Below are 26,762 nucleotides of genomic sequence, written 5' to 3' on the forward strand. Positions count from 1 at the left end.
CCCTCTCTGCTTCGCAGCTCTGCGAGTCCCTCTGGTCGGAAAAATTCCATAACACGTTACGGAATTTTTCGGAAGTCGTATCACTGGCCGCGCTCCGGGTGCGGGCGGCGGGTGTTCTCGACGCCAAAGTCCAGTTCGAAGAAGCGGTAGCCCTCCTGCCCCTCGTCACCTGGGGTGTACCCCATGCCCACGTAAGCGGGGGTCGCCCCGTGCAGATTGGCATACCAGTACAGGTAGCGCAGGCCCCGGCCCCGCGCCCAGGTTTCCACCTCGCGCATCAGGGCGCGGCCTACGCCCTGGCGGCGGGCGGCCGGGTGGGTGTACAGGTCGTGCAGCTTGGCGGTGCGGTGGGCATGGCCCGAGCGCAGGTCCGGGCCAGTGTCGTGCGCGGCGGCGTAGCCCAGCAATTGCCCGCCCTGAAACGCCCCCAGCAGCGCCCAGTCGGGGCGGGTGCAGAAGGCCGGAAAGCGTCCGGCCAGCGCCGCTTCATCGTCAACAAAGCCCATGTCCAGCAGCATGGGGCGTGCCTGCGCGAAATCTGCAGGACTCAGGGGCCGGATGGTGGGGGACACAGCAGGAGACATGGCGGCAGTGTGGCGAACAGGGGCCCCGGCCAGCCTCGGCCAATTGGCGCATGGCGCCTGGGGGAGCCCGCTGCATACGCTCTGGCGTATGTCCACGCCCTTCGCCCAGCTGTCCCGCCCCGCACAGGTGGCGCGCCTGCGTGCTTCGGCCCAGGCGGCCCTGCAGGCCTACCCGCTGGAGGTCCGGCGCCTGCGCCTGCTCAACCACGGCTTCAACACCACGTTCCGGGTGGACACCACCAGCGGCGAGCGCTACGCCCTGCGCCTGAACGTCAATTCGCGGCGGTCCCCGGCCCAACTGGCCGCCGAGGTGGCGTGGCTGGCGGCCCTGGCTCAGGACACCGACCTGCAGCTGCCCGTGCCGCGGCCCCGCCGCGACGGCGCCCTGCTGGGCGAGGTCTGGAACGAGGCGCTGGGTGCGCCGCTGCCCGCCACCCTGTTTTCCTGGCTGCCGGGCCGGGACCTGGGGGAACAGGCCACGCCCCGGCAGCTGCGCGAGGTGGGGCGCGCGGCGGCCCTCCTGCACCGCCACGCCCAGGGCTTCACGCTGCCCGCTGGCGTGGCCCTGCAGTCCCTGCGGGACCCCCTGATGGGCATGGGCGACAACCTGCGCCCCGGCCCGCTGCTCCCCGAAGACGCGCTGGCGGTGGTTCAGGCGGTGCGCACCCAGGTGGATGCCGTCCTGGCCCGCCTGTATGCCGCGCAGGCCCCGCGCCCGCTGCATGCGGACCTGCACCTGTGGAACGTGAAATGGCACCGGGGCCGCCTGAGCGTCTTTGATTTCGATGACAGCGGCCTGGGCCTGCCCGTGCAGGACCTGACCATCAGCGCCTATTACCTGCGGCCCAAAGCGGAGCTGGAAGCGGCCCTGCTGGACGGTTACGCCGCTGTGGCCCCCCTGCCCGACGTGGCCCCAGCCGACTACGAAACCCTGGTGGCGGGCCGGGCGGTGGTGCTGCTGAACGACCTGCTGGTGAACACGAACGCCGAATTGCAGGCCATCCTGCCGCGCTACGTGCCGAACAGCGTGACCAAGCTGCGCGCCTACCTGGACAGCGGCGTGTTCCGCCACGACGTGCCGGGCCTGCTGGACAAGTCGTAACGGGGGGCCAGACCCCTGAGCGCCAGGGCCAGCAAAAGCGCCCCGGCCACTGTAGGGCCGGGGCGTTCAGAGCCGCGCGTTACCAGTTGGCGGCGGGGGTCGCGCCGGCGCCCTGACCCTTGGGGTTCGGGCCCCACTTGTTGCTGCCCGGCTGGCTATCGAGCACCATGAACACCAGCACGACGATGCTGCCGAACGGAATCAGGTTCAGCAGGTACCACCAGCCACTCTTGCCGGTGTCGTGCAAGCGGCGCACGCTGACGGCCAGGTTGGGCAGCAGGACGGCCAGCGAGTACACCATGTACAGCAGCGAGAAGATGCCCGCCACGCCACCTGCGCCGAAGGGCAGGCCGGTCTCACCCTGCGAGACGGACGAGATGTAGGCTGGATACCAGGGCAACGCCAGCAGCACCATGATGATGGTGTTGATCAGCGTAAACATCCAGAATTCGCGGCGCCGGGCACGGCCCTGGAAGTTAGCGTAGTTGTTCTTGATCACCTTGATGTACTCGTTCATAGACAGACCTCCCCCTGTTGCGTGAGAACAGTCTAAGCCTCACATTGGGTCTATGTGGAACGATGTGCGGCGGGCAATGGGGGTACTGCTGGTAGGGAGCCTGGTGGCCTGTGCGCCAGCGGTCACGGGCTCACCAGACCCAGGCCTGAACGCGCCGCGCGTGGCCCTAGAGGCCGGGCGCCCTGAGCGCCTGCGGCTGGTGGTGATGGGCGACCAGGGCACCGGCACCGACATTCAGCGGCGGGTGGCCCAGGGCATGGCCGCCGTGTGCGCCGCCCAGGGCTGCGACCTGGGCGCGGCACTGGGAGACAACTTTTACCCGGCGGGTCCCAAAGAGGCCACCTCGCCCCTGTTCCGCGAGCGCTTTGAGGAGCTGTATGGGGCGCTGGGCATTCCTTTCGTCATGGTGCTGGGCAATCACGATGAATCCTGGCTCTGGGGCGGCGACGGCGCCGATCCGCGCGGCGCGGCCGCCCAGGTGGCCTACAGCCGCCTTAACCCGCAGTGGGTGATGCCGGGGCGCCAGTATCAGGCCAGCGTGGGCGGCCTGCTGGACCTGTTCGTGGTGGACACTGCGCCGCTGGCTGCCTACCTGCCCTCGGTGCAGCCCCAGGAGCGGCCCGGTGGGCCCTGGGACGCGGCGCAGCGTGCATGGCTGGCGCGCAGCGTGGCCCAGAGTGCGGCCCGCTGGCGGCTGGTGCTGGGGCACCATCCCCTGTACAGCAACGGCAAACACGGTGACGCCGGGGCTTACGACAACCTGCCCTTCGCTTTTCAGCGCGGCGGCGCTGTGCGCGAACTGTACAAGGTGGCCTGTTCCCAGGCCGACCTGCTGCTCAGCGGCCACGACCACGCCCTGCAGGTGTTTGCCCCCCAGCCCGATTGCCCCGGCACCTGGACCGCTGTGAGCGGCGCCGCTGGCGAGGTGGGCGGTAGCCGCCGGGGCACGCGCTCCGCTGCCTTCGAGGTGTACGGCCAGCCCGGCTTTCTGTGGCTGGACATCACCCCAGAGACGCTGACCATCCGCGCCTACACGGTGGGGGAGGGCGGCGCCGTGACCATGACCGAGGCGGCCCGCCTGACCAGGCGCCCATGAAGAGCGGCGCGTGGGGTCGCCATGACCACCCACGCACCGCTGCCCACGTTCAGTACTGGTTTACCACTGGCGCAGGGGAGCAGCGCTCTGAGAGCCCAGCGCCTTAGGATTGGCACCCCAATCATTCTCGTCGGCCTCACTGTCTTGAACCAGGAAAAACAGCAAGACCAGTGGGCCCACCAGTGGAATGACGGCAATCAGTTGCCACCATCCGCTTCTGCCCGTGTCGTGGAGACGGCGCACGCTGACAGCCAGAGCAGGCACCAAAACGAACAAGGTGTACAGGCCGTCCAGTACGCCCAAGCTTCTCAGGGGGTTGGTGGTGTCTGGAGTAAGGGTCCAACCTAGCGCATTGCTAACGACACTCAGGATCAGCGAGATAAAAAAGTTAACAAGGAAGAACATCCAGTACTCGCGGCGGCGGGCGCGGCCTTTAAAGTTGGCGTAATTCCCCCGTATGACCTTCAAGTATTCATTCATATGCCTCTCCACCAAGAGCTTGGTGGAGGGAGTTTATGAGGAACGTTGCCGCTGTTCAAGCGAAGTTGTGGTGCTGAGTCGGCCCAAGAGGAACGCCAGAGGCTTGTACGCTGGACCCAAAGTCGCCCAGCTCCCACCCTGTCCCAAACCGCAGAGCGCGGAAGGCCACCTTCCCGCCTCCCGCGCCCCGCCCCCTGCGTCCTGAATCCTTACAGCCCCGCCTGCGCCAGAAACGCATCCAGCTTCTGCGGGCGGAAACCGCTCAGGCTGGCGGCGACGTCGCCGTGCACCAGGGTGGGCACACTGCGCTTGCCGCCGTTCACGCTCATCACGTACTGGGCGGCCTGCTCGTCCTGCTCAATGTTGATTTCCTCGTAGGCCAGCCCCTTGCTGGTCAGGGCGCGCTTGGCCGCGTGGCAGTCGGGGCACCAGCTCGTCGTGTACATCTTGATCATGGTCGTCCTCCGGGCGGGCCAGCTGGGCCCACATCATCAGTTTACAAAATAAAGCATTCGGCTGCCCAGGCTGTCCGGAAGCCGTGAACAGCCCACCACCCAAGCGGGCGGTGGGCTGCTGGGAGCAGTCTTACGCGCTGGCTGCAGCGGCGCTGTCGCCAGGGGCGGCCGGGGCGCTGCCGTCCTCGGCCACGGCGGCGCGCTCTTTCTTGGGCGCGGGGGCCGCTTTGGGGGTCATGATCATGTTCATGTCCATGCCCATCATGCTGGGGTTGCTCTCGGGGGCCCCCACATCGGCCAGCACTTCGGCCACGCGGACCAGAATGCGCTCACCCAGTTCGGGGTGGGTGCGCTCGCGGCCACGGAACATGATGGTGACCTTGACCTTGTGGCCTTCTTCCAGAAAGCGCCGGACGTGCCCGGTTTTGGTGTTGAAGTCGTGGTCGTCAATCTTCACGCGGAACTTGATCGCCTTGACTTCCTGCGCGCGGGCCCGCTTGCGGTTTTCCTTCTCGTTCTGCTGCTGTTCGTAGCGGAACCGGCCATAGTCGAGCAGGCGGCACACAGGGGGCACGGCCTGGGGGCTGACCATCACCAGGTCCATCCCGGCCTCGCGCGCCATCTGCATGGCGTCGCGCGTATCAATAATGCCCACCTGCTCACCTTCAGCGCCGATCAGGCGAATCTGGCGCACCCGAATCTGCTCGTTGACCTTGTGTTCTTTCGCTATGTTCATCACCTCCGCCGCGCTCCGGGGCACGCTGGCTCTCCGGGCGGCTTCGCCCACATCTGACGGGACGAGACAGCCCCAGTCTACCACGCCCCCCCGCCTTCGCCCCCGGCGCTCTGCCATGCTGGGCAGCGTGACTGCGCCTGACTTCGCTGCGCCCGCACCCGGTGCCCCCGCCTGGCCCACCGCCGCCACCTTTGGCCCCCAGGCCGCCCGCAACCCCGACCTGGAAGTGCTGCTCACCGACGGCCTGGGCGGCTTTGCCCTCAGCAGCCTCGCCGGGGTGCCCACGCGCTGCTACTCGGGCCTGGTGGTCAGCGCCCAGCCGCCCGTGCAGCGCGCCGCACACTTTGTCTCGCCGCACGAGGTGCTGCGCCTGAGCACCCGCGCGGGCCTGCGAGAGGTAGCTCTGCACGCCCTAGAAATTGCCCCCGGGGTCTTTGAAGGGCAGGGACTGGACGTGCTGAGCGGCGCCGCGCTGCTGGACCTGCTGCCCGAACGCGAACAGGCGGTGGGCGGCGTGACCGTGCGCCGCCGCGCCTTCAGCCCACGTGGCTCGGGGGCGGTGGTCTTTCTGTACGAGGTGCAGAGCCGCGAACCCGTCAGCCTCGTGCTGGGCGGCTACTTTGTGGACCGCGACATGCACGCCGCGCACCGCCGCGCCCCGGACCTGACCTTCAGCGCCGCCGGGCGCGAGGTGGCGGTGCAGGGCGAGCGCCTGACCCGCGTGACCGTGCACGCGCCGGGCGCGGCCCTGGGCACCCTGGAGCCGCGCCCCTTCACCCAGCGCGTGTACTACCGCCACGATGCGGCGCGCGGCGAACCCGATCACGAGTACGTGCGAGGCGCCGCCCTGTGGGACCTGAGCTTCCCGGCCGGCGGCGGGCGCGCGGCCCTGGTGGTGCAGGGCCTGACCCCCGCCACGGGCGAGGTCACGGTGGAAGACCCCTGGGCCGCCTACGCCCAGGAAGCCGCCCGCCGCCGCGCACTGGCCGCGCAGGCCCAGGCCGTGACCGGGGTGCGCGACGACCTCGTGGCCACCCTGGCGGTCGCCGCCGACGCCTACCTCGTGCGCCGCGCCCAGCCGGCCGGCACCACGGTGATCGCGGGCTACCCCTGGTTTGCCGACTGGGGCCGCGACACCATGATCGCGCTGACCGGTGTAGCGCTGCTGACCGGCCGCTGGACCGAAGCGCGCGAGATTCTGGACACCTTCCTGCGCACGCTGCGCCGGGGCCTGATTCCCAACAACTTTCACGAGGACGGCGCCGGCGCGGGCTACAACACGGTGGACGGCGCCCTGTGGCTGGCGGTGGCCCTGGAACGCTACGTGACCGTGACCGGCGACCTGGACTTCGCGCGCGCGGCGCTGCCGGCCTTGCGCGAGTTGCTGGACTGGCACCGGCGCGGCACCGACCACGGCATCCGCGCCGACACCGACGGCCTGCTGCTGGCCGGCGAGGGCGGCGTGCAGCTGACCTGGATGGACGTGAAAATTGGCGACTGGGTGGTGACCCCCCGGCACGGCAAGCCCGTGGAGATTCAGGGGCTGTGGCTCTCGGCGCTGGGGGCCGAGGGGCGGCTCTCGGCGGCCCTGGGTCAGCCGGCGCAGTTCGCCGGGGCGCTGGCGCAGGGGCAGGCCAGCTTCGCGCGGTTCTGGCAGGCGGGCGCCTACGCCGATGCCCTGGACCCCCAGGGCCAGCCGGACTACAGTCTGCGCCCCAACGTGGCCCTGGCGCTGGCCCTGCCCGACACGCCTGCCACCCCGGCCCAGGTGGCGGCGGCGGTGGGGGACCTGGAAACGGAACTGCTGACCCCCCTGGGCCTGCACACCCTGTCGCCGCTGGACCCGCGCTACAAGGGCAATTACGGCGGCGCGCAGGTGCAGCGCGACGCGGCCTACCATCAGGGCACCGTCTGGCCCTGGCCGCTCACGGCGTTTGTCGAACTGCTGCTCTCCCGGGGCGAGGTGGGGCCGGCACGCGCGGCCCTGCACGGCCTGATGGGCCATGTGTGGGACGCCGGGCTGGGCCACGTTTCAGAGGTGTTTGCGGGCGACAGCCTGCGCCCGGGGGGCTGCCCGTTTCAGGCCTGGAGCGTGGCCGAACTGCTGCGCGCCCACGTGCTGGTCTCGCGCGCTGAAGCGCAGCGGGCCGCCACGCCCACCGGGCCCTGAATGTCGCCCCTGGGCGCAGAAAGCTGTCCAGGGTGCGCGCGGAGGGTGACTTGACGTCCCCAGGACACCAATTCTACGATCAGCCCATGCTGCGCCCGTGCTGTCCTGCCCCCTGTTGCCCGGTAAGGGCTGTGGCGAGGGCCAGTGCGGGCGCCTCGCAGGCTGGCCGCTGTGGGTGACCTGCTGCTGCCCCCTCAGGCCACCCAGGTGGGGCTGGCCGTGGATGTGGCGGCCTTTGCTATGCACGCCGGGGAACTGCGGGTGCTGCTGGTGCAGCGCGGCGAACTGCCCCACGCCCGCGACTGGGCGCTGCCCGGCGGTTTCGTGCACCCCGGCGAGGAACTGCACGAGGCGGCCCTGCGCGAACTGCGCACCGAAACCACCGTGGAACTGGAACCCCGGCACCTGGAACAGTTCTTCACCTTTGGCGAGGTTAACCGCGATCCGCGCGGGCGCATCGTGAGCGTGGCGCATCTGGCCGTGCTGCCTGCCGGTGCCGTGGAGGTCAGCGGTGGGGGCCACACCCTGGGCGCGGCGTGGCTCAGCGCCCACCAGCCGCCCCGGCTGGCCTTTGACCATCAGGCGATTCTGGACCGGGCGCTGGGGCGGCTGCAGCTGCGCCTGGAATACGCCAACCTCGCCCTGGAATTCCTGCCCGACACCTTTACCCTCCCTGAATTGCAGGGGGTCTTTGAGGCCATCCTGAACCGCAAGCTGGACAAGCGCAATTTCCGCAAGCGCGTGCTGTCGCAGGGCACCCTGATGCCCAGCGGCGAGCGCCGCAGCGGCGTGGGCCGCCCCGCCCAGCTGTACCGCCGCGCCAAGGGCACCCGCACCCCGGCGCTGTAGGGAGAAGGAGGCTGCGGCCAGCCTCCGTGGACCCCGGAGCAGCGCGCGGGACGGCCCCCAGCCTCTGGCTCCTCTTCAGGGCGCAAAGACCGCGCGCACCATGCCGTCGGTCTTGTGCTTGAACATCTCGTAGACGCGGGGGCTGTCTTCCAGTGAAAAGCGGTGGGTGGCCAGATACGAGGCGTCCAGTTCGCCCCGCACCGCGTGGTCCAGCAGCCGGGGCAGGTAATGCTGGCCGTGCTGCTGGGCGGTGCGCACCGTCAGGCCCTTGTTCATGATCACGCCCAGCGGAAATTTGTCCATCAGGCCGTAGACCCCCAGGACCGAAAGGGTGCCGCCCTTGCGGCAGGCCATGATCGCCTGGCGCAGGGCCTGTCCCCGGTCGGTGCTCAGGCGCAGCGCCTGCTTGGCGCGGTCATACAGGTAGCCGGGGCCGGTGCCGTGGGCTTCCATGCCCACCGCGTCAATGCAGGCGTCCGGGCCGCGTCCGCCCGTCAGGTCGTGCAGCAGGGCCAGCACCTCCGGGGTCTGGGCGTAATTGATGGTCTCGGCGCCGGCGTGTTCGCGGGCCAGGCGCAGCCGCTCTGGAAAGCGGTCAATAACGATCACCCGCTCGGCGCCCAGCAGCCGGGCACTCTGCGCCGCCATGAGGCCCACGCCGCCGCCGCCCCAGACCGCCACGGTGTCGCCAGGCTGAATGTGGCAGAAATCTGCCCCCATGTACCCGGTGGGCGCCGCGTCCGAGAGAAACAGCGCCTGCTCGTCGCTGAGGCCTTCGGGCACCGGAAAGCAGCCCACATCGGCGTGGGGGACGCGCATGTACTGGGCGTGCGAGCCCGCGTAGCCGCCAAAGGCGTGGGTGTACCCGTACACCGCGCCCGTGGGATAGCCCAGTGCCGGGGCCTGAAGGGCCGCGTTGGGGTTGGTGTTGTCACACAGGGAATACAGGTCTTTCTGGCAGTACCAGCAGTTGCCACAGGACACAAACGAGGGCACCACCACGCGGTCACCCCGGCGCACCTTGGTCACGGCGGCGCCCACCTCTTCCACCACGCCCATGAACTCGTGGCCGATCACGTCGCCGGGGCGCATGGTGGGAATGTAGCCGTCAATAAAGTGCAGGTCCGACCCGCAGGTGGTGGACAGGCTGATTTTCAGAATGACGTCGTGTGGGTTGACCAGTTCGGGATCGGGGACGGTCTGCACGCGCAGATCGTTCACGCCTTCCCAGCAGAGGGCTCGCATCGAGAAGTCTCCTTTTCTGCTACCGGGGCCGTCAGGGTGGACACCGGGTAAGGGTGGGTGGCCGTCCCCAGTTCAGGCGGGGCGGGCGGCGGGGTTGCGGGTCAGGGTGGGGATTTCGCCGGCTTCCATGAGACTTTTGAACCGGCGCAGCGCCCCCTCCACCAGTTGGCCCAGCCCGGCGGCCCGGAAGGCGGGGCCCAGCTGGTCTCCTGGGGCCTGCAGCTGAAACCACAGCGTGGTTTCAGTGCCCCGACCCAAGGGCGCGGGGCGCAGGCGCAGTTCGGCCTGCAGCGCCAGGGCCGCGCCCGGCACCGAGCGCCAGCGCACCAGCTGGCCGGGCCGCGTCTCCACCGTCTCGGTGTCCCAGGTGGGCGGGTCGCCGGGCACGCGCAGCACCCAGTGCAGGCGGCCGTGGCCCAGCGCCGTTACATCGGCAAACGGAGCCAGCACCTGGGCCAGCACACCGGGGTCCTGCCACGCCTGGGTCAGGTCCTCTGGGGCGCGCAGCACGCTCATCACGCGCTGGGCTTCCAGGGGGCCAGATGTGGCGGCGCGGCGCTGGTGAACGGCCCGGCGGTACAGCAGGCCGCCCCCCACCAGGACCAGCACGGCCCCGCCCAGCGGTGTGGGCCGCCGCCACGGCGAGCCCGGCGAGAGTCTGGACAGGGCGGCCAGCGCCGCCGCGCTCAGGGGCTGGCCGGCGCGTTTGGGGTGACTGGTCATCTTGGCTCCGTCATGGGGGCTCCTGGGAGGTGGTGGGGAAAAGCGGTAAAGGGGATGGTCCCTGGCCAGCTTCGGGGGTGGGCGGGCCCCGGCTGTGAAGGGCCCATGCAGCCGCTGGGGCCAGAGTTGCCGGCTGCCCCCGAGTTGACTCAGCGCCTCTTTGGACGGGGCTCATGGGGCAGAAGGGAAGAGGCGCAGCGGGGACATGGCCGCACCGGGGGAACGTAGGGGGCATCACGCCCAGCGGCTCGCCGCCAGGACCAAAGGTCAATGGGCCTTCATGCAGTACAGGGGTGGCCCCAGCCTTGCCGGGCCCCGGCGTTCACCCCCTTGGGGCCGTCGCTGAAGAGCGGCCCCACAGACTTCAGGCGACCCTCTGCCCCTGCGCCTTGCGCCCGGGCCGAGGGCGGGCGGCGCCCCAAGCAGCGCCTGACCTGAGAGCTGTCCCCCACAAGGAGCGTGCGATGTTCTATTTCGATAAACGGCTGCAGTACCCGGTGCGCGTGGAGCGGCCCAATCCCCTGTTCGCCAAGATGCTGCAGCAGGCCCTGGGCGGCGTGGAAGGCGAGATGCGCGTGATGTTCCAGTACCTGTTTCAGGCGTGGAACTCGCGCGGGCCGGCCAAATACCGCGATCTGCTGCTGAACACCGGTACCGAGGAAATTGGGCATGTAGAGATGCTGGCCACCGCCATTGCCCTGAACCTGCAGGGCTCCCCCAGCGCCGTGCAGGAGGAAGCGGCGCGCGCCAACCCCATGGTCGCCGCTGTGATGGGCGGCATGAGCCCCCGGCAGTACCTGTCGGGCGGTATGGGCGCCCTGGCCGCCGACAGCGAGGGCAATCCGTTTAACGGCTCGTGGGTGGTGTCCAGCGGCAATATCGCCGCCGACATGTACTCGAACGTGAACGCCGAGGCCAGTGGGCTGGTGCTTGCCACCCGCCTGTACGAGTACACCGACGACCCCGGCATGAAAGACATGCTGCGCTTTCTGATCTCGCGCGACGTGATGCACCAGCAGCAGTGGCTGGCGGTCATTGAGGAACTGGGCGGTCCCGAAGGCAACCTGCCCATTCCGAACTCGTTTCCACACGATGAGGCGCACGAAACGCGCGAATTCGCCTACACCTTTTTCACCACCAGCGTGGACGGTTCGGCGCCGCCCCAGGGCCGCTGGACCTCCGGGCCCAGCCTGGATGGCCGGGGCGAATTCCGCACCGTGGCCCTGCAGCCTATGGGCGAGGAACCCCAGCTGGCGCCGCCGCTGCCGCAGGCCCACGCCCAGCTGCAGGAAATCGAGGGTGGGCAGCAGCGCGCAGCGGCGGCCGGCCTGACCGATCCCGGCGACACCAGCTCGCAGGGCATCGCCTCGCGCCTCACCGAAACCATCAGCTCCGTGGCCGACGACCTGCTGGGCCGTGGAGAAAAAGACCGCTGAGGGAAGGCAGCCTCTTCGGAGCGCGTTGGTCTGGAGGCAGGGGAGAGCGCAGGGGTGGACTTCGGGATCTTGTCACTGGCCCGTACAGCGGTGACCAGTGACCTCCTGCGGGGCAACATTGGCCCTTCAGCGCCGGTGGGTGCTCCTGGCTCTAGCTGGCACGCCATTCAAGCATGCCAGAGCGGGTAAAGCCTGAATCTTTTCGCCGCGCTGGGTCCTCCTGGGAGTGTCCGCATGAGGCCGCCTCGTGGATTGTCACCCACCACGAGAACCAGCGCGGCAAAGGACAGCGGAACGCATCACGGAAGGGCACAAGACTGAAGCGGCGCAGCGAAAGGGCTGCGCCGCGCCGCTGCTTCTCTCTTATTCTTCTGCTTCGTCCTCGTCGTAGTCGGGGTCTTCGTCCGTCTGGTCATCGTCTCCGGCCCAGTCGCGGACCAGATTCGTGCGGCGCAGGTCGTCGCGCGGGGCGCTCAGGCGGGCCTGCTCGCGGTCCTCTCCGCTCATCACGCCCTGAGCGCGGGCCAGCACCGGCACGTCAGCGGCCTCCACTCCATAACGCTCGGCCAGATACGCCGCCACCCAGGCGCCGAAGTACCACAGGGCCAGTTGGCCAGGGTAGCCCTGCGCGCCCCCTGGGTAGGGCACATGAATGATCTCGTCAATGCGCGATTCCAGCACCTCGCGCGCCAGCAGCAGGGTGTCGTCGGCGTCGCCCAGCAGCAGGGCCACCTTGGCGTCGCCCTTCTCGTGCTGCGCTTCAAAGGCGCCTGTCACCAGCGGCAGGCTGTCGCCCAGCAGGGGCACGGCCAGCGTCTTGGCGGTGCGGGCCAGCAACTGTTGCCACGCGTGGGGCAGCGCCTCGGCGTCGGGGGCGGCCAGCAGCAGGGGCGTGCGGCCCCACAGGCTCCAGGCGAGGTCGCGGGCCGGGTTGTCTTCTGTGACATGGGGCGCGCAGCGCGCGGCGAGGTCCTGCAGCAGGGCGTCGGCGGCGCGGGCGTCCTCGCTGTGGCCGCTAGCGTGGGCCACGTACTGGGCAAAGTGGTAGGTGGCCAGGGGGCCGCCCGGCACCAGCACGTCAATTTCCTCGGGGGTGCCGCCCGTGGCCACGCGGCGCACCTGCGCGCCCGCCACGGTGGCCAGATCGGCGTAGTCGGTGGCCAGGGCGCCGGCGTCGGGGCTGCCCAGCACGAACTGGGTGCCGCTGCGCGCCAGGGTGCCGGGGACGAGACTCTGGGCAAGGTGCGCGGCCAGGGTGCCCTCGCCAGCGCCCACCAGGCCGTAGGGCCCGTCTTCCGGGCGGTCAGGGCCCGCGTAGGCACCGGGCAGGGTTTCAAGCAGGGTCAGGAGGTGGGTGCTCATAGGGTTCAGGGTAGCTCAGTGGGGGCCCGGCAGGCGGCTGGGCGGGGCCCAAAAAGCCCCTGCCAGACGGCCCTGCGCGCCTTCACCTCCGCTTAACCTTGCATGCTAGAATCCGGCGCGTGCGCTTCTGGACGGCCCCTGTGAGGGCAAAACACATCACCCCGCCGAAGTGGCAGGGTGAGGGGGGTGGCGCGCTCGACTGGACTCGAACCAGTGACCTTTGGCTCCGGAGGCCAACGCTCTATCCACCTGAGCTACGAGCGCAAAGCTCCGGTACCCTAGCACTTCGTATGAAGGAGATCAAGTGAACAAGAAGAAACTCGTGAACGTCCTGATGGGCGTTCTGGCCCTGCTGCTGATCGTGGGCATGGCCTATCAGTTCACGCCCAACCTGGGCGACCTGTTCGGGCGCAAGCAGGAAGGCACCCCCGCCCTGACGGTCAACGGCACCACCGTAACGGTGGAGGACCTGGAAGCGGTGCGCCGCAGCAACCCAGTTCTGAGCAGCACCGACACCGGCCTGCTGGCCGACGACTTCAAGACCTACGTGGTGGCCCAGAAGGTCGAGCAGACCCTGGTGACCAACGCCGTGAAGGACATCAAGGTCAGCCGCAATGACGTGAACGCCAAGGTCAAGGAAGTGCGCGAGGCCAACGACCTGACCGACAACAAGAAATGGACCGACGCGCTGCAGGGCGCGGGCCTGACCGACGCCACCTACCGCGAGCAGGTGCGCCAGAGTCTTGCCATTGAGCGCAAGGTGGACGAACTGAAAAAGGCCGTGCCCGCGCCCACCGAGGCCGAACTGCGCGCCTACTACGACCTGAACCCCGAGCGCTTCCAGACCGACGCCCGCATTCAGGGCCGCCAGATCGTGGTGGCCGACAAGGCCAAGGCGCAGGACCTGCTGAAGCAGCTGCAGGGCGGCGCCGACTTCGCTGCGCTGGCGGGCGCGAACAGCACCGAGTTCAAGGACCGGGGCGGCGCCCTGGGCCCCGTCGAGAATGGCGTGCCCCGGCCAGTGGCGCAGGTGGCCCTGCCCAGCGAGGTGGGCGCGGCGGCCTTTGCCCTCACGGAAGGCGGCCTGACCGACGTGGTGGAAAGCGGCGGCAAGTTCTACATCGTGAAGGTGGAAAAGTACCTGCCCCCCGCCCCCAAGCCCTTCGAGGACGCCAAGAGCGACCTGACGACCGCCGTGACCGAGCAGAAGCAGAACGCCGCCCTGGAAGCCTGGGTGCGCGACCTGAAAAAAGACCTGAAGGTCGAGTACAAGGACATCAACTGGAAGACGGAAAACCCCACCGTCGCCAGCGTGGCCGGCCAGGACATTCCCTACTCGGATCTGGTGGGGCAGGTGGTGAACAACCAGCAGTTCGCGGGTCTGCTGCAGCAGGTGCCGGCTGAACAGGCCGCCGGTCTGGTGAACGGCATTCTGAAGCCCCAGACGGTGCAGCAGCTGATTCAGGCCTACGCGGCCCCCACGATTGCCGAGCGCCTGAAGCTGAACCTGACTGGCACACGCCAGGAACTGGCGGCGGCCCTGGCGGCCTACGGTGGGCGCAACGTCAAGGTGAGCGCCGCCGACATTTCGGCCTTTTACGCCCAGAACAAGGCGCAGTATGAGAACCCCGCCAGCGCGGCGGTGGCCGAGGCCAACTTCAAGGATCAGGCGGGGGCCGTGGCCTTCCGCAACAGCTTCTCGGGTGGCAACTTTGTGACGGCGGCCAGCAAGGCGGGCGGCACCGTCAGCGAGCGCGGCACCGTGACCGCCGGCGACGGCGCCCTCAGCGAGGAACTGAACGCGGCCGTGTTCACCGCCAAGAGCCTGAAAGACGCGGGCGAAGGCAGCCTGAGCGACGTGGTGAAGGTGGGCGAGCGCTTCGTGGTGCTGTATGTCACCGATCTGAAGCCCGCCACCACCCAGCCCCTGAGTGCCGTGCGCGATGAAATCGAGGCGCAGGTGCTGGCCCAGAAGAAGAGCGAGGCCGGCCAGAAGTTCCTGGAGACCCAGGTGGCCACCCTGAAGCCCACGGACAACCTGAAGGCCGTGCTGGCCGCTCAGGAAAAGCGCGTGGCCGCCCAGACCCCCAAGGCCCCCGCCAAGACCGACACCCCGAAGAGCGATACCTCCACGCCGGACACCCCGGCCCAGGAAGGCACCGGCCAGGGGGACACCGGCACCCCCGCCGAAGGCACCAGCGACCGCTAACCTTTAGCCCACAGCACCGCCGCCCCGTGAATGTGGGGCGGCGGTTTCGTTGTGTCCTGCTGGCCTGGGTTACTTCGCCACCGCGCGCAGCAGTTCGCGGGCGCGTTGCAGGTGCTGTTGCAGCGCGGGCAGGCTGGAGGCGGCGTGGGCGCGCAGGCCCGCGTGGGTGCCCGCCTTGCTGTAGGTGGTAAACAGATTGACCGCCTGCTCGTGCGCCGAGACCTGGGCGGCCAGAAAAGCCCGGTCAAAGGCGTCGCCCTGCTGCACCTGCAGCGCGCGGTACTGCACCTCGCGGGGGGTGTCCAGCGCTGTGGGCAGGCGCTGCAGCAGGGGCGCGGCCAGTGGCGTCAGGCGGCGGGTGGCAGCGGTGTGGTCCTGAATCAGCCGCTGGGCAAAGGCCTTGACCTCTGGGCGCGCGCTGCGGCCGGCGGCCAGCCCCGAGGTGCGAATTTCGAACTGGTCGCTCAGGGCGGCCTGGGTGGCAAAACAGGCGTCGGTGGTGCGGGCGGCGGTGCTGGTATTTGCCCCGCTGCCGGTCCCGGTGGCCGCGCTGCCGCTCGGGGTGCTGGTCCCCCGGCCACCGGTGCCCTGGCTCCCCTGGGTCTGGCTGCCGCTGCCGGCGCTGCCTGAACCCTGGCCCCCGGAACCTTGTCCCCCAGCCCCCGAATTGCCGCTGCCCTGGCCGCTGCCCGAGCTGCCACTGCCAGTTGCCCCAGTGCCAGCCGAGCCGGCGCTCGATGAGCCCGTGCCTGTCCCGGTGCCTGCCGTGCTGGCGCTGCCGCCAGTCTGCCCGGCGCCCGTGGTACTGGTGCCCGCGCCACTGGTCCCACCTGAACCCGACGCCGTGCCGCTACGGGTGCCGCCTGTGCCGGCCGCCGCGCCCGTCGTCGTTCCGGGGGCCGGTCTGGCGCCAGCGGCGGCCACCAGACCGCACAGCGCGCTGGGTGAGGGGCTGGGCACGAGAACAGTGGTCGGGGGCGTACTGGTGCTCTGGGAGGTGGTGCTCTGGGCCGGGGGGCTCTGCGTGGGCGTGCTCTGGGCAGCGGCGCCCAGCAGCAGGGTCGGAAGCAGCAGGAGGGATCGAAGGACAGTCATGGCGTCTCCTTTGATGGTCCGGGTGCCAGGGCCCGCTGGCCCCCAGGGCGCGCCGGGATCGTCCCCAGCTTCGGAGAGTGGCCTGCGGGGGCGGTGAAGGGGCCATGCAGCGCCCGGGGGCCCGGGTGCGTGCCCACGCCTGGGTTGGGTCAATGGGCGTTGGGGCCTCCCTCATGAACCGGGCAGCCCTGGGGGCCGTTGCGTCTCCCGCCATGCACTAGAATCGGCCGGTTATGCCGCGCGTGTTTTCTGGAATTCAGCCGACGGGTGAGCCGCACATCGGGAACTACTTCGGGGCCATGCGCAACTATGTGGCGCTGGGCGAGCAGTACGGAAAAAACTCGATTTACTGCGTGGTGGATCTGCACGCGCCCACCAACCCGGCGGCCTTTGATCCGGCGCTGCTCTCTCAGCGCACCCTGGACATGGCGGTGGCGAACTTCGCGGCGGGCCTGGACCCCGAGAAGGTGATTTTCTTCGTGCAGTCGCATGTGCGCGAGCACGCCGAACTGGGCTGGCTGTTTACCCTGCTGACCCCGGTGGGCGAGCTGGAGCGCATGACCCAGTACAAGGACAAGGCCCAGAAACTGGAAAGCACCCCGGCCGGCCTGCTGATGTACCCGGTGCTGCAGGCCGCTGACATCCTGCTCTACAAGGCCGACACCGTACCCGTGGGCGAGGATCAGGTGCAGCACATTGAGCTGACCCGTGAGATTGCGCGCAAGTTCAACCACGCGTTTGGCGAAACCTTTCCCGAACCCAAGGCGGTGCTGGCCGAGGGCGCCCTGCGCATTCCCGGCGTGGACGGCCAGGGCAAGATGAGCAAAAGCAAGGGCGAGGCCAGCACCCTGGGCATTCTGGAGCCGCTGGATTCGATCTGGCAGAAGCTGCGCGTGGCCCCCACCGACCCCGCCCGCGTGCGCCGCACCGACCCTGGCGACCCCGACAAGTGCCTGGTAGGCGACTACCACAAGCTCTTCAGCGACGCCGACACGCTGGCCGAGGTCTACGTGGGCTGCCGCACGGCGGGCATTGGCTGCGTGGACTGCAAGAAGAAGCTGATGGCGAACATCACGGGGCACCTGACCCCCATTCAGGAGCGCGCCGCCGTGCTGAAGGCCGACCCCGACTACGTGCGCGACGCCCTGGTGCAGGGCGCCAAGGAAGCGCGCGCCATTGCCCAGCCGGTGATGGACGAGGCGCGGGCCAGGGTCGGCTTCCTGCACCTTTAAGCTGGCCTCCCTGTGACGGCGACCCTGGCCCCGGCCGCTCCCCCCGCACCGCCCCAGGCAGGGGCGGCCAGCTTTGTGGCCGCGCTGCCCGGGTTCACGGGCACGCTGGGCGAACTGGCAGCGGCCCTGCGCGCCGGGCGCGTGTCTCCGGCCGAGGTGCCGCTGCTGGCCCTCACCCGCGAGGTGCTGGCCTGGGCCGGGCAGGTGACGGGCGCGGGCCCCACTGGCCTGGCCGACGCCCACCCCGACCTGCTGCCCACCCTGGCGGCCGTGATCGCCCTGAAAGCCCGCCTCTTGCTGCCGCCCCCCGAGGACGACGACCTGCCCCCGGACCCTACCTTCGACGAGGCCCCGGATGACGAGGTCCTGCAGGGCGTGGAAGCCCTGGCCGAACTGGACGCCCTGGTGGGCTTTCTGGCGGGCCGGCGCCGCGAACGCGAGGGGCTGATTCCGGCCCGCCCCGTTCCCGTGGCCCTGCCCCGGCGCGAGCGGCCACGCAATCCCCAGGGCAGTCTGGCCCGGCTGGTTCGCGCGGCGCGCTCAGCGGTGCGGCAGGTGGAGGTGCCCCTGCTGGCCCGCGAGCGCCTGACCCTGCAGGGCGCCCTGGGGGCGCTGCGGGCCTTTGGCGCCCGGCTGCGCACCTTCACCTTTCGCGGCATCCCCGCCCAGGACTGGGGCGAGCGCACCACCTACTTTGCGGCGCTGCTGGAGGGCGTCAAGGAAGGGACCTTCAGCGCGGAGCAGGCCGAGCCCTACGGCGATATTGCCGTGACCTCGCACCTGCCTGAAGAGGCGGATGGGGACGAGGCCAGCGGGGGCGCGGCCAGCGGCGCCCGCTGAACGAAAGCTGGGGGGCCGGCCGCACCCGAAAGCTGAACCAGGGTCTGTTCGTACGGATTCCAGCCCCATCGTGTGAAGCAACGGCTCAGTTCCAGCGGCCTGAGACCGCGCTACGGGGGGGTTCCTGACAGCGGCACCCGAAGCGGCCCCGGGAATGCACCCAGGGCCACGTTGAAGCGAACGACTTAAGACAGCGGTGGAGGCGGAATCGGAGGGCGGCTGTTGAGCCCGTAGGTGGAATGGGCCGCCACGGTCAGTTTGCCTGGCCCGCTGAACAGAGCCGCGCATTTCCATGCGGCGCCGCTCAAATGCCGCCCCGTTCTGCCTGACGGGAGGTTGAAAGCCCCGCTCAGTCCAGGCCCAGCATCAGGTTCAGGTTCTGCACAGCGGCGCCGCCGGCCCCTTTGCCCAGGTTGTCCAGCCGCGCGGCCAGCAGCGCCCGCCCACCATCGGCCGAGGCGTACACGAAAAGCTCCAGATCATTGGTGTCGTTCAGGGCCTGGGGGTCCAGCGGGTCCGGGTTCTGGGCGGGGTCGAACACCCGCACGTGGCGCTGCCCGGCATAGTGGCCGCTGAGGGCCGCGTGCAGCGCCCCGGCCGACACGCCCAGGTCGCGCAGGTGCAGCGGAATCGTCACCGTCATGCCCTGGGCCCAGGCACCCACGTTGGGCGTGAAGATGGGCGTGCGGCTTAAGCCGCCGTAGCGCATCGTTTCCGGGATGTGCTTGTGCGCCAGCGACAGCGCGTAGCTGAGAAACGCGCCCCGCATGGGGTGGGGCTCGCCTTTTTCATGCGCGTCCACCAGGGCCCGGCCCCCGCCCGTGTACCCGCTGTACCCCTGAATGCTGATGGGATAGTCGGGGGGAAGAAGCCCGGCGGCCGTCAGCGGGGCCAGCAGGGCGATGGCACCTGTGGAGTAGCAGCCCGGATTCGCCACGAAGCGGGCGGCCCGAATGCGCGCGGGTTGCTCGGCGTTCAGTTCGGGAAAGCCAAACACCCACCCCGGGTTCACGCGGTGCGCGGTGCTGGCGTCCAGCAGCCGGGCGGCCGGGTTGGTGGTCAGGGTCACGGCCTCGCGGGCCGCGTCGTCGTGCAGGCACAGAATGGACACGTCAGCGGCGTTCAGCAGTTCGGCGCGGGTGGCCGGGTCCTTGCGCCGCGCCGGGTCAATCCGCAGCAGTTCCAGGTCGGTGCGGCCCGCCAGCCGGGCGCGAATCTGCAGGCCGGTGGTGCCCGCCTCGCCGTCAATAAACACTTTGGGAAGGGTCATGATGTCACCTCTAGGCGCGCGCCTTTAGAGAATTGGCACTGGTAGCAAAGGGGCTGGATGTTCTGAAGATCGTCTGTGCCCCCGGCAGAGACAGGAATGATGTGGTCTTTGGTCCAGACAGCGCGGAATCTCCGGTCAGGCCGGGCTGGAATCTCCGACCAGGGCCGGTGACAGGAGGGGCAGGCAGTGACCGACTGGAGCAGGGCCAGCCACTCTTGGCGTGTATGGCTACCGCCGTTGTGCAGGCGCCTGCGCCGATAGGTCTCCGCTCTTTCCCGCCGACATGCGCGGCAATAAAAGCGTTGCTTTCCTGTGGTCGAAGAGGTGTAAATGCCGAAGTCATCGGAACTGCACTTGCGGCACCTCCGTACAGGCTGATTCTGCTCAGCCAAGGCGAACTTACGGCCCATAACACCGCGCAACCAGCTCGGCCAGGTCGCCCTTGGCCGGATCTCCCGCCTCAATACGGGCGAGCAACTCGGCCGGGGTCAGCCACTCGGCGCCGCTAAAATCTTCGGGATTGAAGGCCGGGGCCACGTCCGAGCGAAGTTCATAGACCCGCATAAAGGCGCTTAGCGTGGTCTCAACAGGGGAGAAGGCGGCTATTTCGCGCCAGGGCACCGTGTTCAGGTCCAGGTTCAGTTCTTCCTGCGTCTCGCGCCGGAAGGCTGCTTCGTAGCTTTCGCCGCGCTCTACATGGCCGCCTACGCTCATGTCCAGGCACCCGGGAAACAGGCGCTTGGCGTCGGTGCGGCGGGGGATCCACAGCTGCCCGGCGCGGTTCACCAGAAAGGCATTGACCACCCGCACGGGCAGGCGCCGCGCCCAAGCTTCGTCGCGGGTCACAGCGCCCACCACCTCGTCGCGCTCGTTCACGAGGTCCAGCCATTCGGTGGGGGTCGTCATGGGGTCCATTCTGTGGCCAGCAGGGCGTAAGAGGCGTCGTCGGTCCACTCGCCCCGGTGCCAGTACCCCTGCATCGCCGTGCCCTCGTGGCGAAAGCTCAGCCGGGTCAGCAGCCGGGCCACTGCCGCGTTGCGCGGGTCAATGCTGGCGTGCAGGCGGTGCAGCCCCAGCGGTCCGAAGGCGTGGGCCATCAGCGCGCGCAGGGCTTCGGCGGCGTACCCCTGGCCCTGGGCGGCCGTGGCCAGCGTCACCCCCAGTTCGGCCTGCGGGCCGTGGGTGTTCAGGGCCACGTCGCCCAGCAGGGGGCCGCCGCGCAGCGTCACCGCCCGCTGCACCCACCCGGGGGCGCCCAGGGGCCGGTCCGACACGAGGTCCTGCACCGTTTCCAGGGTCGCCGGCAGGGTCCAGGCCTGAAAGCGGGCCACGGCCGGATCGTTGCGGTAGGCCACCACCTCGGGCAGGTCGGCAGGGGTGATGGGCCGGAGGGTCAGGCGGGGGGTGTGCAGCACGGTCATATGTCTGCCGCCCTCAAAGTCACCTCGCCAAAAGTCATGAACACCAAGGTGGGGCCAGCGGGGCCCCGGTAAGCCCCCTGAGCTTCGTCCAGCGCGCAGGCCAAGGCTGTGAACGCCCAGGCATCGTCTTCAGTGCAGGTCAACGTCCGTGCGCTGAGGGACGCCAGACCGTGCGTCTGCGCAAATGTCCGTACTTCCCCGGCCGCCCGTGCGAGGTCTGGAGCCACTGAGGGATGGTCCCAGCCCCACAGCCACGAGCCGTCCTGCGTGTTATAGGTGCCGATCACCTGCATCGGGCAGGTGGCATGAAAACGGTCATTCGTGAACGTGAGGGTACCCGCCTGCAGGTCGGCCTGCCAGTCAGCGCGGCCCAGGCCCCAGGTGCCGTCGTGGGCTGCGGTCTGCGCCTGCAGACCAGCAAGGCACCGCTCGACATAAGCCGTCTGGCTTCCGAACAGATCTGGGCTGACCGGGATCATGCCGGGCATTGTTGCACCCTTTACCAGCGGGGCCGCATGTCGCCCATGAGGTGGTACAGCAGCGCCTTTTGCGCGTGCAGGCGGTTTTCGGCCTGATCAAACACGCGGCTCTTGGGGTGCTCGGTGGCTTCGGGGACCGTTTCCTCGCCGTAGTGGGCGGGCAGGCAGTGCAGGAAAATGCCGTCTGGGGCAATGGTGTTCAGCATCGCGGGCGTTACCTGGTAGCCCCGGAAAGCCCGGCGGCGAATGTCGGCCTCGGCTTCCTGGCCCATGCTGATCCACACGTCGGTGTACAGCACGTCGGCGCCTTCCACGGCGCCCAGGTCGTTGGTGAGGGTGACCTTCACCCCCGCGCGCACCGCGTCCATCAGCACGCCCGCGTTGGGTTCGTAGCCCACCGGGGTCACCACCGTCACGTCGGTGCCGGTGAGGATGCCCATGTGAATGTGGCTGTTGGCGAGGTTGTTGCCGTCCCCGATGTACACCACCCGCTTGCCGCGCAGGTCGTGGCCGAATTCCTCTTCGATGGTCTGGTAATCGGCCAGCAGCTGCGCCGGGTGCAGCATGTCCGACAGGCCGTTGATGACCGGAATAGAGGCGTGTTGCGCCAGTTCCTGCAGGGTCTGCTGCAGGTAGACGCGGCCCATCACGCCGTCCACCCAGCGTTCCAGGTTGCGGGCCACGTCACTCACGCGCTCGCGGGTGCCCAGGCCAATCTCGGTGTTGGAGAGGGTAATGGCGTGCCCGCCCAGCTGGTACATGCCCACATCGAAGGTGGTGCGCGTGCGCAGGGACGCTTTTTCAAATACCAGCGCCAGCGACAGCCCCGCCAGCGGTTTGACCTGCCGCCACTCACCGCGTTTCATGGCATGCGCGGTGTCCAGCACGGCGCGCAGTTCGGCCCCCGACATGTCGAGGTTGCTCAGAAAATCGCGCCCGGCCATCACGGGTGTGGGCAGGGCATCGGGGGTCAGGAGCGCAGGATTATTCACGGGGGGTAAGGGGCTGGCAGCCGCTTCGCCCTTGCCCTTTTTCGCCTGCATCCCCTTTTTGGCTTTGTTGTCGGCCTTCGGCATAGGGAAGAAGTATACCCTGTGCGGGTCAGGTCAGAATCACCTGGGCGGCCAGCGCATGTTTATTCGCCAACGGCGCTTGAAAATGCACAAGCGGGGCAGCGCCTTCCTGCGGGGAGGGCTGCCTCGCTTGTGCGCGCTTACTTCGTTTCGGTCAGGGTGTAGCTGCCAGAGCCGCTGTAGCCGTACACACGCCAGCGGTAGGTGCCACTGGCGGCGCTGTAGGTGATGCTCTCGGTGCTGGTGCTGCCTTCGCTGGCGCCCACGTTGCTCCAGGTGCTGCCCGAGAGCTTTTGCAGGTACAGGTCAAAGTCGGTGCCGCTGGGCCCGGTCAGGTCGCCCTTCAGGGTGCCACCCGCGTACGAAAAGCCCGCGCTGCCCGGCTGGTATGAGTTGGTGCCGCTGCTCACGCTGCCCGTGTACGTGGTGGGGGTGGGCGTGGTGCCGCTGCCCACCGTGACGAACAGGGCCGAGACCGGGCCATAGGTGCCGCTGTTGTTGCGGGCGCGCACATAGATGGTGTGCTTGCCGGCGCTCAGGCCGCTGGTGGACACGGTGGCCTGCACCGCTTCACGGTTGCTGCTGAAGCTGCCGTCCGTGGCCGTCATGGCGCGCGCGGTGCCGCCCGCCCAGGGGGGCGTGTCAATGAAGTACTCGGCGCCTGCAATGGTGCGCGACGGTTCGGCGCCGTTGCTGGTGTTAAAGCGGGTCATGTCGGCGCTGGCGCTGAGGGTAAAGCTGGCGCCCGTGGCCACGCTGGCCGGCGCGGTGACGCTCACGCTGTCGGGACCGTTGCCCAGCTGGTAGGGCGCGCGGGCCACGCGCAGGGCGTACAGCAGCGCCGCCTGGTTTTTGGGCAGGGTGGTGCCGGTAAAGGTGCTGCACGGCTCGAAGAACGCGGTGCCCAGCTCAAAGGTGTAGGAAGCCACGCCCAGTTCGCCGTAGGCAAAGTCGTCGGTGGTGCCGCTGGTGGGGTACAGGCCCACAGCCTGCTCGGGCTTGTAGCCGTTGAAGTAGGCCAGTTTGCGCCCCAGCGACTGCAGCGCCGAAGCGTTGGCGGTGGGGGTGGTGGTGTCGCCCCAGGGCCACAGCACCAGTTGCGAGTAGCTGTGAATATCCACGTACACGCCGGGCGTGCTGGCGGGCGCGGCGTCGCCCCGGGCCGGGCCCCGGTTGTCGGCAAAAGCCGCTTTCATCAGGTTCTGCAGGTTCTGGGTTTCGGGCTCGGACCCCGCACTCACCCCCCGGTAGGTTTCGTTGCAGGGGTCGGTGCTGGAGCCCCCGGTGCCCCAGGCATAGTTGAAGTTGCGGTTCAGGTCGGCGCCGAACAGGCCGTTGCTGCAGCGCTGCGTGTCGTTCACGTTCTTGCGCCACGAGGCGCCCGCTTCAGCCTTCTTGCGGCCATCGGGATTGCTCTGGAGCACCAGCCAGACTTCCTGGCTGTCGAGCATCCACGTCACGTCGGCGTCCTTGCCGTAGTTGCTGACCAGGTACTCGGCAAAGCGGGTGGCCAGTTCGGCAGGCGTGTACTCGCGGGCGTGAATGGACGCGGTAATCAGCAGCCGGGGCTTGGTGCCCGTGATGCTGCGGTTGGTCAGCTTCAGCACGTTCATGCTGTACCCGCCCCGGCCCTTGGTTTTCAGCCAGCTGTCGCCAATGGAGGTCCAGGTGGCCAGGTTCGGGTACTGGCTGACGATGCTCTGCGCGCTCGTGTAGGTTTCTTCCACCGTGCGGTAGCAGGGATAGCCGCTGATAGACAGGCTGCCCAGGTTCTGCTTCAGAGAGCCGCTGTGTTTGGCCGTCTCCGCTGGGTCAATGCGGATGGTCCAGCCGCGTGTCAGGCCCGTCACGCGCAGGCGCTCGAAATCGGCCTGCCCCACGTCCAGCAGCACGAATTTCTCCTCGGCACTGCCGCCCAGCGGTTCGAAGGTCTTGACAATGTCAATCCAGTCGCGCTCGGTCTGAAAATCAATGCGCGAGACGACCACTGGATGCTGCTGAAAGGTGCTGCACTCGTCGGCGGTGGCCACCAGGGACGTGCCGGGGGCCGCCGGGGGCGCGGCCTGGGGAGCGGGGGTCTGCGAGCAGGCGGCGAGCAGCAGCGCGGTACTCAGGAGCAGGGACGACGTGAGCCTTCTGGTCATAACAGCCTCCGGGGCAAAGGGCGCACGCCTGCGCCGCAGGCCGCCCGGGGAATCGGCGGTCACGAACAGGGGCACCCGCGTTGTGTGGTACTCCGGCACTGTAACACCCGCTCTCTGGCCCTCAGGGAAGTGTTGTCTTGCTTTGTTGAACGGCCTGTTGAAATCTGACATGCACCTTGACGGTTTCGTGCTAGTGCCCGGACAGGTCGCAAGCCCTGCTGGCGCATCTGAACGGCCCGGCAGAACGCACCCACCTGGAGCCCGGGAGAACGGGGCAGACTGGGGGCGCTGTTCTAGACAGGTGCCTTCGAAAAGCAGGGCGTGGGGTGGGGGCCCAGACCGCCGCCGTGCTCCGCCGCGTCAGGGGGCCCGCTTAGTGCCGGGTCTCTAGCCAGCGCGCCAGATCTTTCAGGGCCAGCACCAGCAGGGTCAGCAGGGCGACGGGCCACAGCAGCCCCTCGGGCGTGTCCAGCCACGCCCAGCGCGCAAAACTGATCAGCTGGCCCAGGTCGGCGTTCAGGGGAATGGCGGTGATGTCCGGCACCGGGTCAAAGCCGTCACTGAAGGCCACGCGCAGGGTGGGCTGGTCGTGAAACCCCAGGGCGCCCAGTTCCATCAGCCACAGGAAGACGCCGCCCAGCACCGTGGCCACCACAGCGGCAGCCCGGTGGCGCAGGTGCGGCCACAGGTGGGTGCGCCACACATGCCAGGGGCCGCCCCCCAGGGCCCGCGCGCCTTCCATAAAGGGTTCGCGCCGCAGGGCCGCCACCTGGGCCCCCACCAGCCGGGCGGTCAGCAGCGCGGCGCCCAGCACCAGTACCGCCCGGAAGGAGGATCGGCCCAGCAGCAGCACCAGCACCAGCAGCGTGGGCACTTCGGGCGGCAGGCGCAGGCGGCCCCAGCCGTGCCACAGGCCCAGCAGCACTCCGGGCAGCAGCCCCAGCAGCACCGTGCCGGCCGCCAGGCCCAGCGAGCGGCCCAGGGCGCGCGGTGCCAGACAGCGTGGATCGCGCCCAAAGCGGTCGGTGCCCAGGGGCGCGGCCGGGTGCCCTGGGCGCAGCGGCGGCACGGCGAACGGGATCTCGGCCCTGGTCTGGGCGACCTGTGGGGCAGCCAGCGGCACCAGCGTGCGCACCTCGCATTCCTGGCGCGGGGCCAGCAGGGCCAGCAGCACCAGGGGCAGCAGCACCCATCTCATGGCGGCGGGAGGCCTCCGTCCCCTCTGGCTGGCCCTCGTGCCTGGACCGCGCTCATCCGAATGCCGGCTATGTTCAGAACATCCAGTGCTGGTCTGGGTGGCCCCTGCATTTGGCGCTCCTGAAGCTCGATTCCTGGACCTCCATTATGTTTCAGAAGCCGTCTCACGCCTCCGCCAGTGGGCGCGGGTCCAGGCGCGCGGCGGCCCAGCGCAGCCCCAGGTGCGCCACGAAGGCCAGCGCCAGCAGGGCCAGCAGCGCCCCCGCAAACAGGGTCAGGTGCTCGCCTTCCAGCCGTCCCGTTTCCGAGAACTGCCCCTGCACCGCCAGATACACCGTGTCGCCCACGCCGGGAAAGTGCAGCAGTCCTTCAAGCAGAGCCAGCGACAGGGCCAGCCCCAGGGCGTCGGCACCCAGCGAGGCGGCCTGCACCGGGCGGGCCAGCGCGGCGGCGCGGCGCTGCACCTGCGCCTCGGGCAGGCCCATGGCCCGCGCCGTGCGGCTGTGGTCGGCGGCCAGCGCCTCGTGGTAGGCGGCGCGCCCCTGAGTGGCGGCCCGGGCGGCCATCGGCAGGGCCAGGCTGCCCACCATCAGGGTCAGCATCAGCGGCGACCAGGGGGTGAGCGGGAAGGTCCAGCCCTGGTGCAGGGTCACGCCCAGGCCCAGGGCCACGCCCAGCAGCAGCAGCAGAAAGGGGGGCACGGTGTCCAGCACCCACAGCAGCGCCAGGGGTGCGCGGCGCAGTCCCCCCGCCAGCCCCCAGGCCAGGGCCACCCCGCCCAGCAGGTAGGCGGCACTCTGCAGCGCGGCCTCGGCCACAGGCCCCAGGACCTCGGGGGTGAAGACAGACGCCAGCACCGCCGGGTAGGCCAGCACCCGCTCGGGCAGCGGCAGGTGGCGCTGCGTTCCCACCACCAGGGCCGCGTGCCAGCCCAGCAGCCCCAGCAGGGCGCCCAGTCCCTTCACCTGTTGGCGCGCCCAGGGGTCGGGGCGTGGCTACCGGGGGTGCGGGCAGCCAGGGGCAGGAGGCGAAGATGGCCTGGGGGCA

The 26,762-nt window shown here is 69.3% G+C and carries 26 protein-coding genes and 1 tRNA gene; 8 read left to right on the plus strand and 19 right to left on the minus strand.

Annotation, left to right across the window (positions count from 1 at the left end; genetic code table 11):
- Window positions 1–80: 80 nt before the first annotated feature.
- Window positions 81–584 (minus strand): GNAT family N-acetyltransferase, encoded by a 504-nt coding sequence (locus KMW22_RS00465; protein WP_235692401.1) that lies wholly within the window; start codon window positions 582–584, stop codon window positions 81–83.
- Between the two features lie 88 nt (window positions 585–672).
- Between KMW22_RS00465 and KMW22_RS00470 the strand changes: the two genes are divergently transcribed.
- On the plus strand, window positions 673–1,686 hold the full coding sequence (locus KMW22_RS00470; RefSeq protein ID WP_221088057.1) for a phosphotransferase enzyme family protein: 1,014 nt from the start codon (window positions 673–675) through the stop codon (window positions 1,684–1,686).
- Between the two features lie 79 nt (window positions 1,687–1,765).
- On the opposite strand, the gene KMW22_RS00475 is transcribed toward KMW22_RS00470, so the two are convergent.
- Window positions 1,766–2,203 (minus strand): DUF805 domain-containing protein, encoded by a 438-nt coding sequence (locus KMW22_RS00475; RefSeq protein WP_221088058.1) that lies wholly within the window; start codon window positions 2,201–2,203, stop codon window positions 1,766–1,768.
- 52 nt (window positions 2,204–2,255) lie between these two features.
- Here KMW22_RS00475 and KMW22_RS00480 point away from each other — a divergent pair, with 52 nt between their 5' ends.
- Window positions 2,256–3,299 carry a metallophosphoesterase gene (locus KMW22_RS00480; RefSeq protein WP_235692402.1) on the plus strand — a complete coding sequence of 348 codons (1,044 nt, stop codon included), beginning with the start codon at window positions 2,256–2,258 and terminating at the stop codon, window positions 3,297–3,299.
- Window positions 3,300–3,359: 60 nt separating this feature from the next.
- Here KMW22_RS00480 and KMW22_RS00485 read toward each other — a convergent pair whose 3' ends face one another.
- The 3 genes from KMW22_RS00485 to infC all read right to left on the minus strand — a co-directional run bounded on the left by KMW22_RS00485 (window position 3,360) and on the right by infC (window position 4,973).
- On the minus strand, window positions 3,360–3,779 hold the full coding sequence (locus KMW22_RS00485; protein ID WP_221088059.1) for a DUF805 domain-containing protein: 420 nt from the start codon (window positions 3,777–3,779) through the stop codon (window positions 3,360–3,362).
- A 209-nt stretch (window positions 3,780–3,988) separates the two neighbouring features.
- On the minus strand, window positions 3,989–4,234 hold the full coding sequence (locus tag KMW22_RS00490; protein ID WP_221088060.1) for a glutaredoxin domain-containing protein: 246 nt from the start codon (window positions 4,232–4,234) through the stop codon (window positions 3,989–3,991).
- A 130-nt stretch (window positions 4,235–4,364) separates the two neighbouring features.
- The gene (infC, locus tag KMW22_RS00495) at window positions 4,365–4,973 is read right to left on the minus strand and encodes a translation initiation factor IF-3 (protein ID WP_221088508.1); all 609 of its coding nucleotides are present in this window, start codon (window positions 4,971–4,973) and stop codon (window positions 4,365–4,367) included.
- A gap of 124 nt (window positions 4,974–5,097) precedes the next feature.
- Between infC and KMW22_RS00500 the strand changes: the two genes are divergently transcribed.
- Window positions 5,098–7,140 carry an amylo-alpha-1,6-glucosidase gene (locus tag KMW22_RS00500; protein WP_328774542.1) on the plus strand — a complete coding sequence of 681 codons (2,043 nt, stop codon included), beginning with the start codon at window positions 5,098–5,100 and terminating at the stop codon, window positions 7,138–7,140.
- A gap of 171 nt (window positions 7,141–7,311) precedes the next feature.
- A complete protein-coding gene (locus KMW22_RS00505; RefSeq protein ID WP_221088062.1) occupies window positions 7,312–7,989 on the plus strand; it encodes an NUDIX hydrolase in 678 nt (225 codons plus the stop codon).
- Between the two features lie 75 nt (window positions 7,990–8,064).
- Here KMW22_RS00505 and KMW22_RS00510 read toward each other — a convergent pair whose 3' ends face one another.
- Together KMW22_RS00510 and KMW22_RS00515 are read right to left on the minus strand one after the other, a co-directional pair.
- Window positions 8,065–9,234: a zinc-dependent alcohol dehydrogenase gene (locus KMW22_RS00510; protein ID WP_221088063.1), complete on the minus strand. Its 1,170-nt coding sequence runs from the start codon at window positions 9,232–9,234 to the stop codon at window positions 8,065–8,067.
- 72 nt (window positions 9,235–9,306) lie between these two features.
- Window positions 9,307–9,957, minus strand: a complete 651-nt coding sequence (locus KMW22_RS00515; protein ID WP_221088064.1) for an SRPBCC family protein — start codon at window positions 9,955–9,957, stop codon at window positions 9,307–9,309.
- A 464-nt stretch (window positions 9,958–10,421) separates the two neighbouring features.
- Between KMW22_RS00515 and KMW22_RS00520 the strand changes: the two genes are divergently transcribed.
- A complete protein-coding gene (locus KMW22_RS00520; protein ID WP_221088065.1) occupies window positions 10,422–11,393 on the plus strand; it encodes a manganese catalase family protein in 972 nt (323 codons plus the stop codon).
- Window positions 11,394–11,756: 363 nt separating this feature from the next.
- On the opposite strand, the gene KMW22_RS00525 is transcribed toward KMW22_RS00520, so the two are convergent.
- Both KMW22_RS00525 and KMW22_RS00530 read right to left on the minus strand, forming a co-directional pair.
- Entirely contained in the window at window positions 11,757–12,755 is a 999-nt protein-coding gene (locus KMW22_RS00525) for an SIS domain-containing protein (protein WP_221088066.1), read from the minus strand.
- A 187-nt stretch (window positions 12,756–12,942) separates the two neighbouring features.
- Window positions 12,943–13,019, minus strand: a tRNA-Arg gene (locus KMW22_RS00530).
- A 40-nt stretch (window positions 13,020–13,059) separates the two neighbouring features.
- Here KMW22_RS00530 and KMW22_RS00535 point away from each other — a divergent pair.
- Window positions 13,060–14,964 carry a peptidyl-prolyl cis-trans isomerase gene (locus tag KMW22_RS00535; protein WP_221088067.1) on the plus strand — a complete coding sequence of 635 codons (1,905 nt, stop codon included), beginning with the start codon at window positions 13,060–13,062 and terminating at the stop codon, window positions 14,962–14,964.
- A gap of 69 nt (window positions 14,965–15,033) precedes the next feature.
- On the opposite strand, the gene KMW22_RS00540 is transcribed toward KMW22_RS00535, so the two are convergent.
- Window positions 15,034–16,059 (minus strand): DUF4142 domain-containing protein, encoded by a 1,026-nt coding sequence (locus tag KMW22_RS00540; protein WP_221088068.1) that lies wholly within the window; start codon window positions 16,057–16,059, stop codon window positions 15,034–15,036.
- A gap of 233 nt (window positions 16,060–16,292) precedes the next feature.
- On the opposite strand from KMW22_RS00540, the gene trpS reads away from it, so the two are divergent.
- Both trpS and KMW22_RS00550 read left to right on the plus strand, forming a co-directional pair.
- Window positions 16,293–17,291, plus strand: coding sequence for a tryptophan--tRNA ligase (gene trpS / locus KMW22_RS00545; protein WP_221088069.1), 999 nt, complete (start codon window positions 16,293–16,295; stop codon window positions 17,289–17,291).
- A gap of 12 nt (window positions 17,292–17,303) precedes the next feature.
- Entirely contained in the window at window positions 17,304–18,131 is an 828-nt protein-coding gene (locus KMW22_RS00550; protein WP_407928411.1) for a segregation/condensation protein A, read from the plus strand.
- 349 nt (window positions 18,132–18,480) lie between these two features.
- Here the strand turns inward: KMW22_RS00550 and argC are convergent, their stop codons facing one another.
- The 9 genes from argC to KMW22_RS00595 all read right to left on the minus strand — a co-directional run bounded on the left by argC (window position 18,481) and on the right by KMW22_RS00595 (window position 26,680).
- Window positions 18,481–19,401 carry an N-acetyl-gamma-glutamyl-phosphate reductase gene (argC, locus tag KMW22_RS00555; RefSeq protein WP_221088070.1) on the minus strand — a complete coding sequence of 307 codons (921 nt, stop codon included), beginning with the start codon at window positions 19,399–19,401 and terminating at the stop codon, window positions 18,481–18,483.
- Window positions 19,398–19,811: an HNH endonuclease signature motif containing protein gene (locus KMW22_RS19700; RefSeq protein WP_221088071.1), complete on the minus strand. Its 414-nt coding sequence runs from the start codon at window positions 19,809–19,811 to the stop codon at window positions 19,398–19,400. Before KMW22_RS19700 ends, argC begins: the two co-directional genes overlap by 4 nt.
- Window positions 19,801–20,307, minus strand: a complete 507-nt coding sequence (locus tag KMW22_RS00565; protein WP_221088072.1) for an NUDIX hydrolase — start codon at window positions 20,305–20,307, stop codon at window positions 19,801–19,803. Before KMW22_RS00565 ends, KMW22_RS19700 begins: the two co-directional genes overlap by 11 nt.
- On the minus strand, window positions 20,304–20,822 hold the full coding sequence (locus KMW22_RS00570) for a GNAT family N-acetyltransferase (RefSeq protein ID WP_221088073.1): 519 nt from the start codon (window positions 20,820–20,822) through the stop codon (window positions 20,304–20,306). Before KMW22_RS00570 ends, KMW22_RS00565 begins: the two co-directional genes overlap by 4 nt.
- A complete protein-coding gene (locus KMW22_RS00575) occupies window positions 20,819–21,301 on the minus strand; it encodes a DUF6882 domain-containing protein (protein ID WP_235692406.1) in 483 nt (160 codons plus the stop codon). The genes KMW22_RS00570 and KMW22_RS00575 overlap by 4 nt, the downstream gene beginning before the upstream one ends.
- 20 nt (window positions 21,302–21,321) lie before the next feature.
- Window positions 21,322–22,245, minus strand: a complete 924-nt coding sequence (gene argF / locus KMW22_RS00580) for an ornithine carbamoyltransferase (RefSeq protein ID WP_221088511.1) — start codon at window positions 22,243–22,245, stop codon at window positions 21,322–21,324.
- A 269-nt stretch (window positions 22,246–22,514) separates the two neighbouring features.
- Window positions 22,515–24,518, minus strand: a complete 2,004-nt coding sequence (locus KMW22_RS00585; protein ID WP_221088074.1) for a M14 family zinc carboxypeptidase — start codon at window positions 24,516–24,518, stop codon at window positions 22,515–22,517.
- A 373-nt stretch (window positions 24,519–24,891) separates the two neighbouring features.
- Window positions 24,892–25,716, minus strand: a complete 825-nt coding sequence (locus tag KMW22_RS00590) for a hypothetical protein (RefSeq protein WP_221088075.1) — start codon at window positions 25,714–25,716, stop codon at window positions 24,892–24,894.
- A gap of 163 nt (window positions 25,717–25,879) precedes the next feature.
- Window positions 25,880–26,680, minus strand: coding sequence for an ABC transporter permease subunit (locus KMW22_RS00595; protein WP_221088076.1), 801 nt, complete (start codon window positions 26,678–26,680; stop codon window positions 25,880–25,882).
- Window positions 26,681–26,762 lie beyond the last annotated feature (82 nt).

It is taken from the genome of Deinococcus aquaedulcis (assembly GCF_019693445.1).
GTDB lineage: Bacteria > Deinococcota > Deinococci > Deinococcales > Deinococcaceae > Deinococcus > Deinococcus aquaedulcis.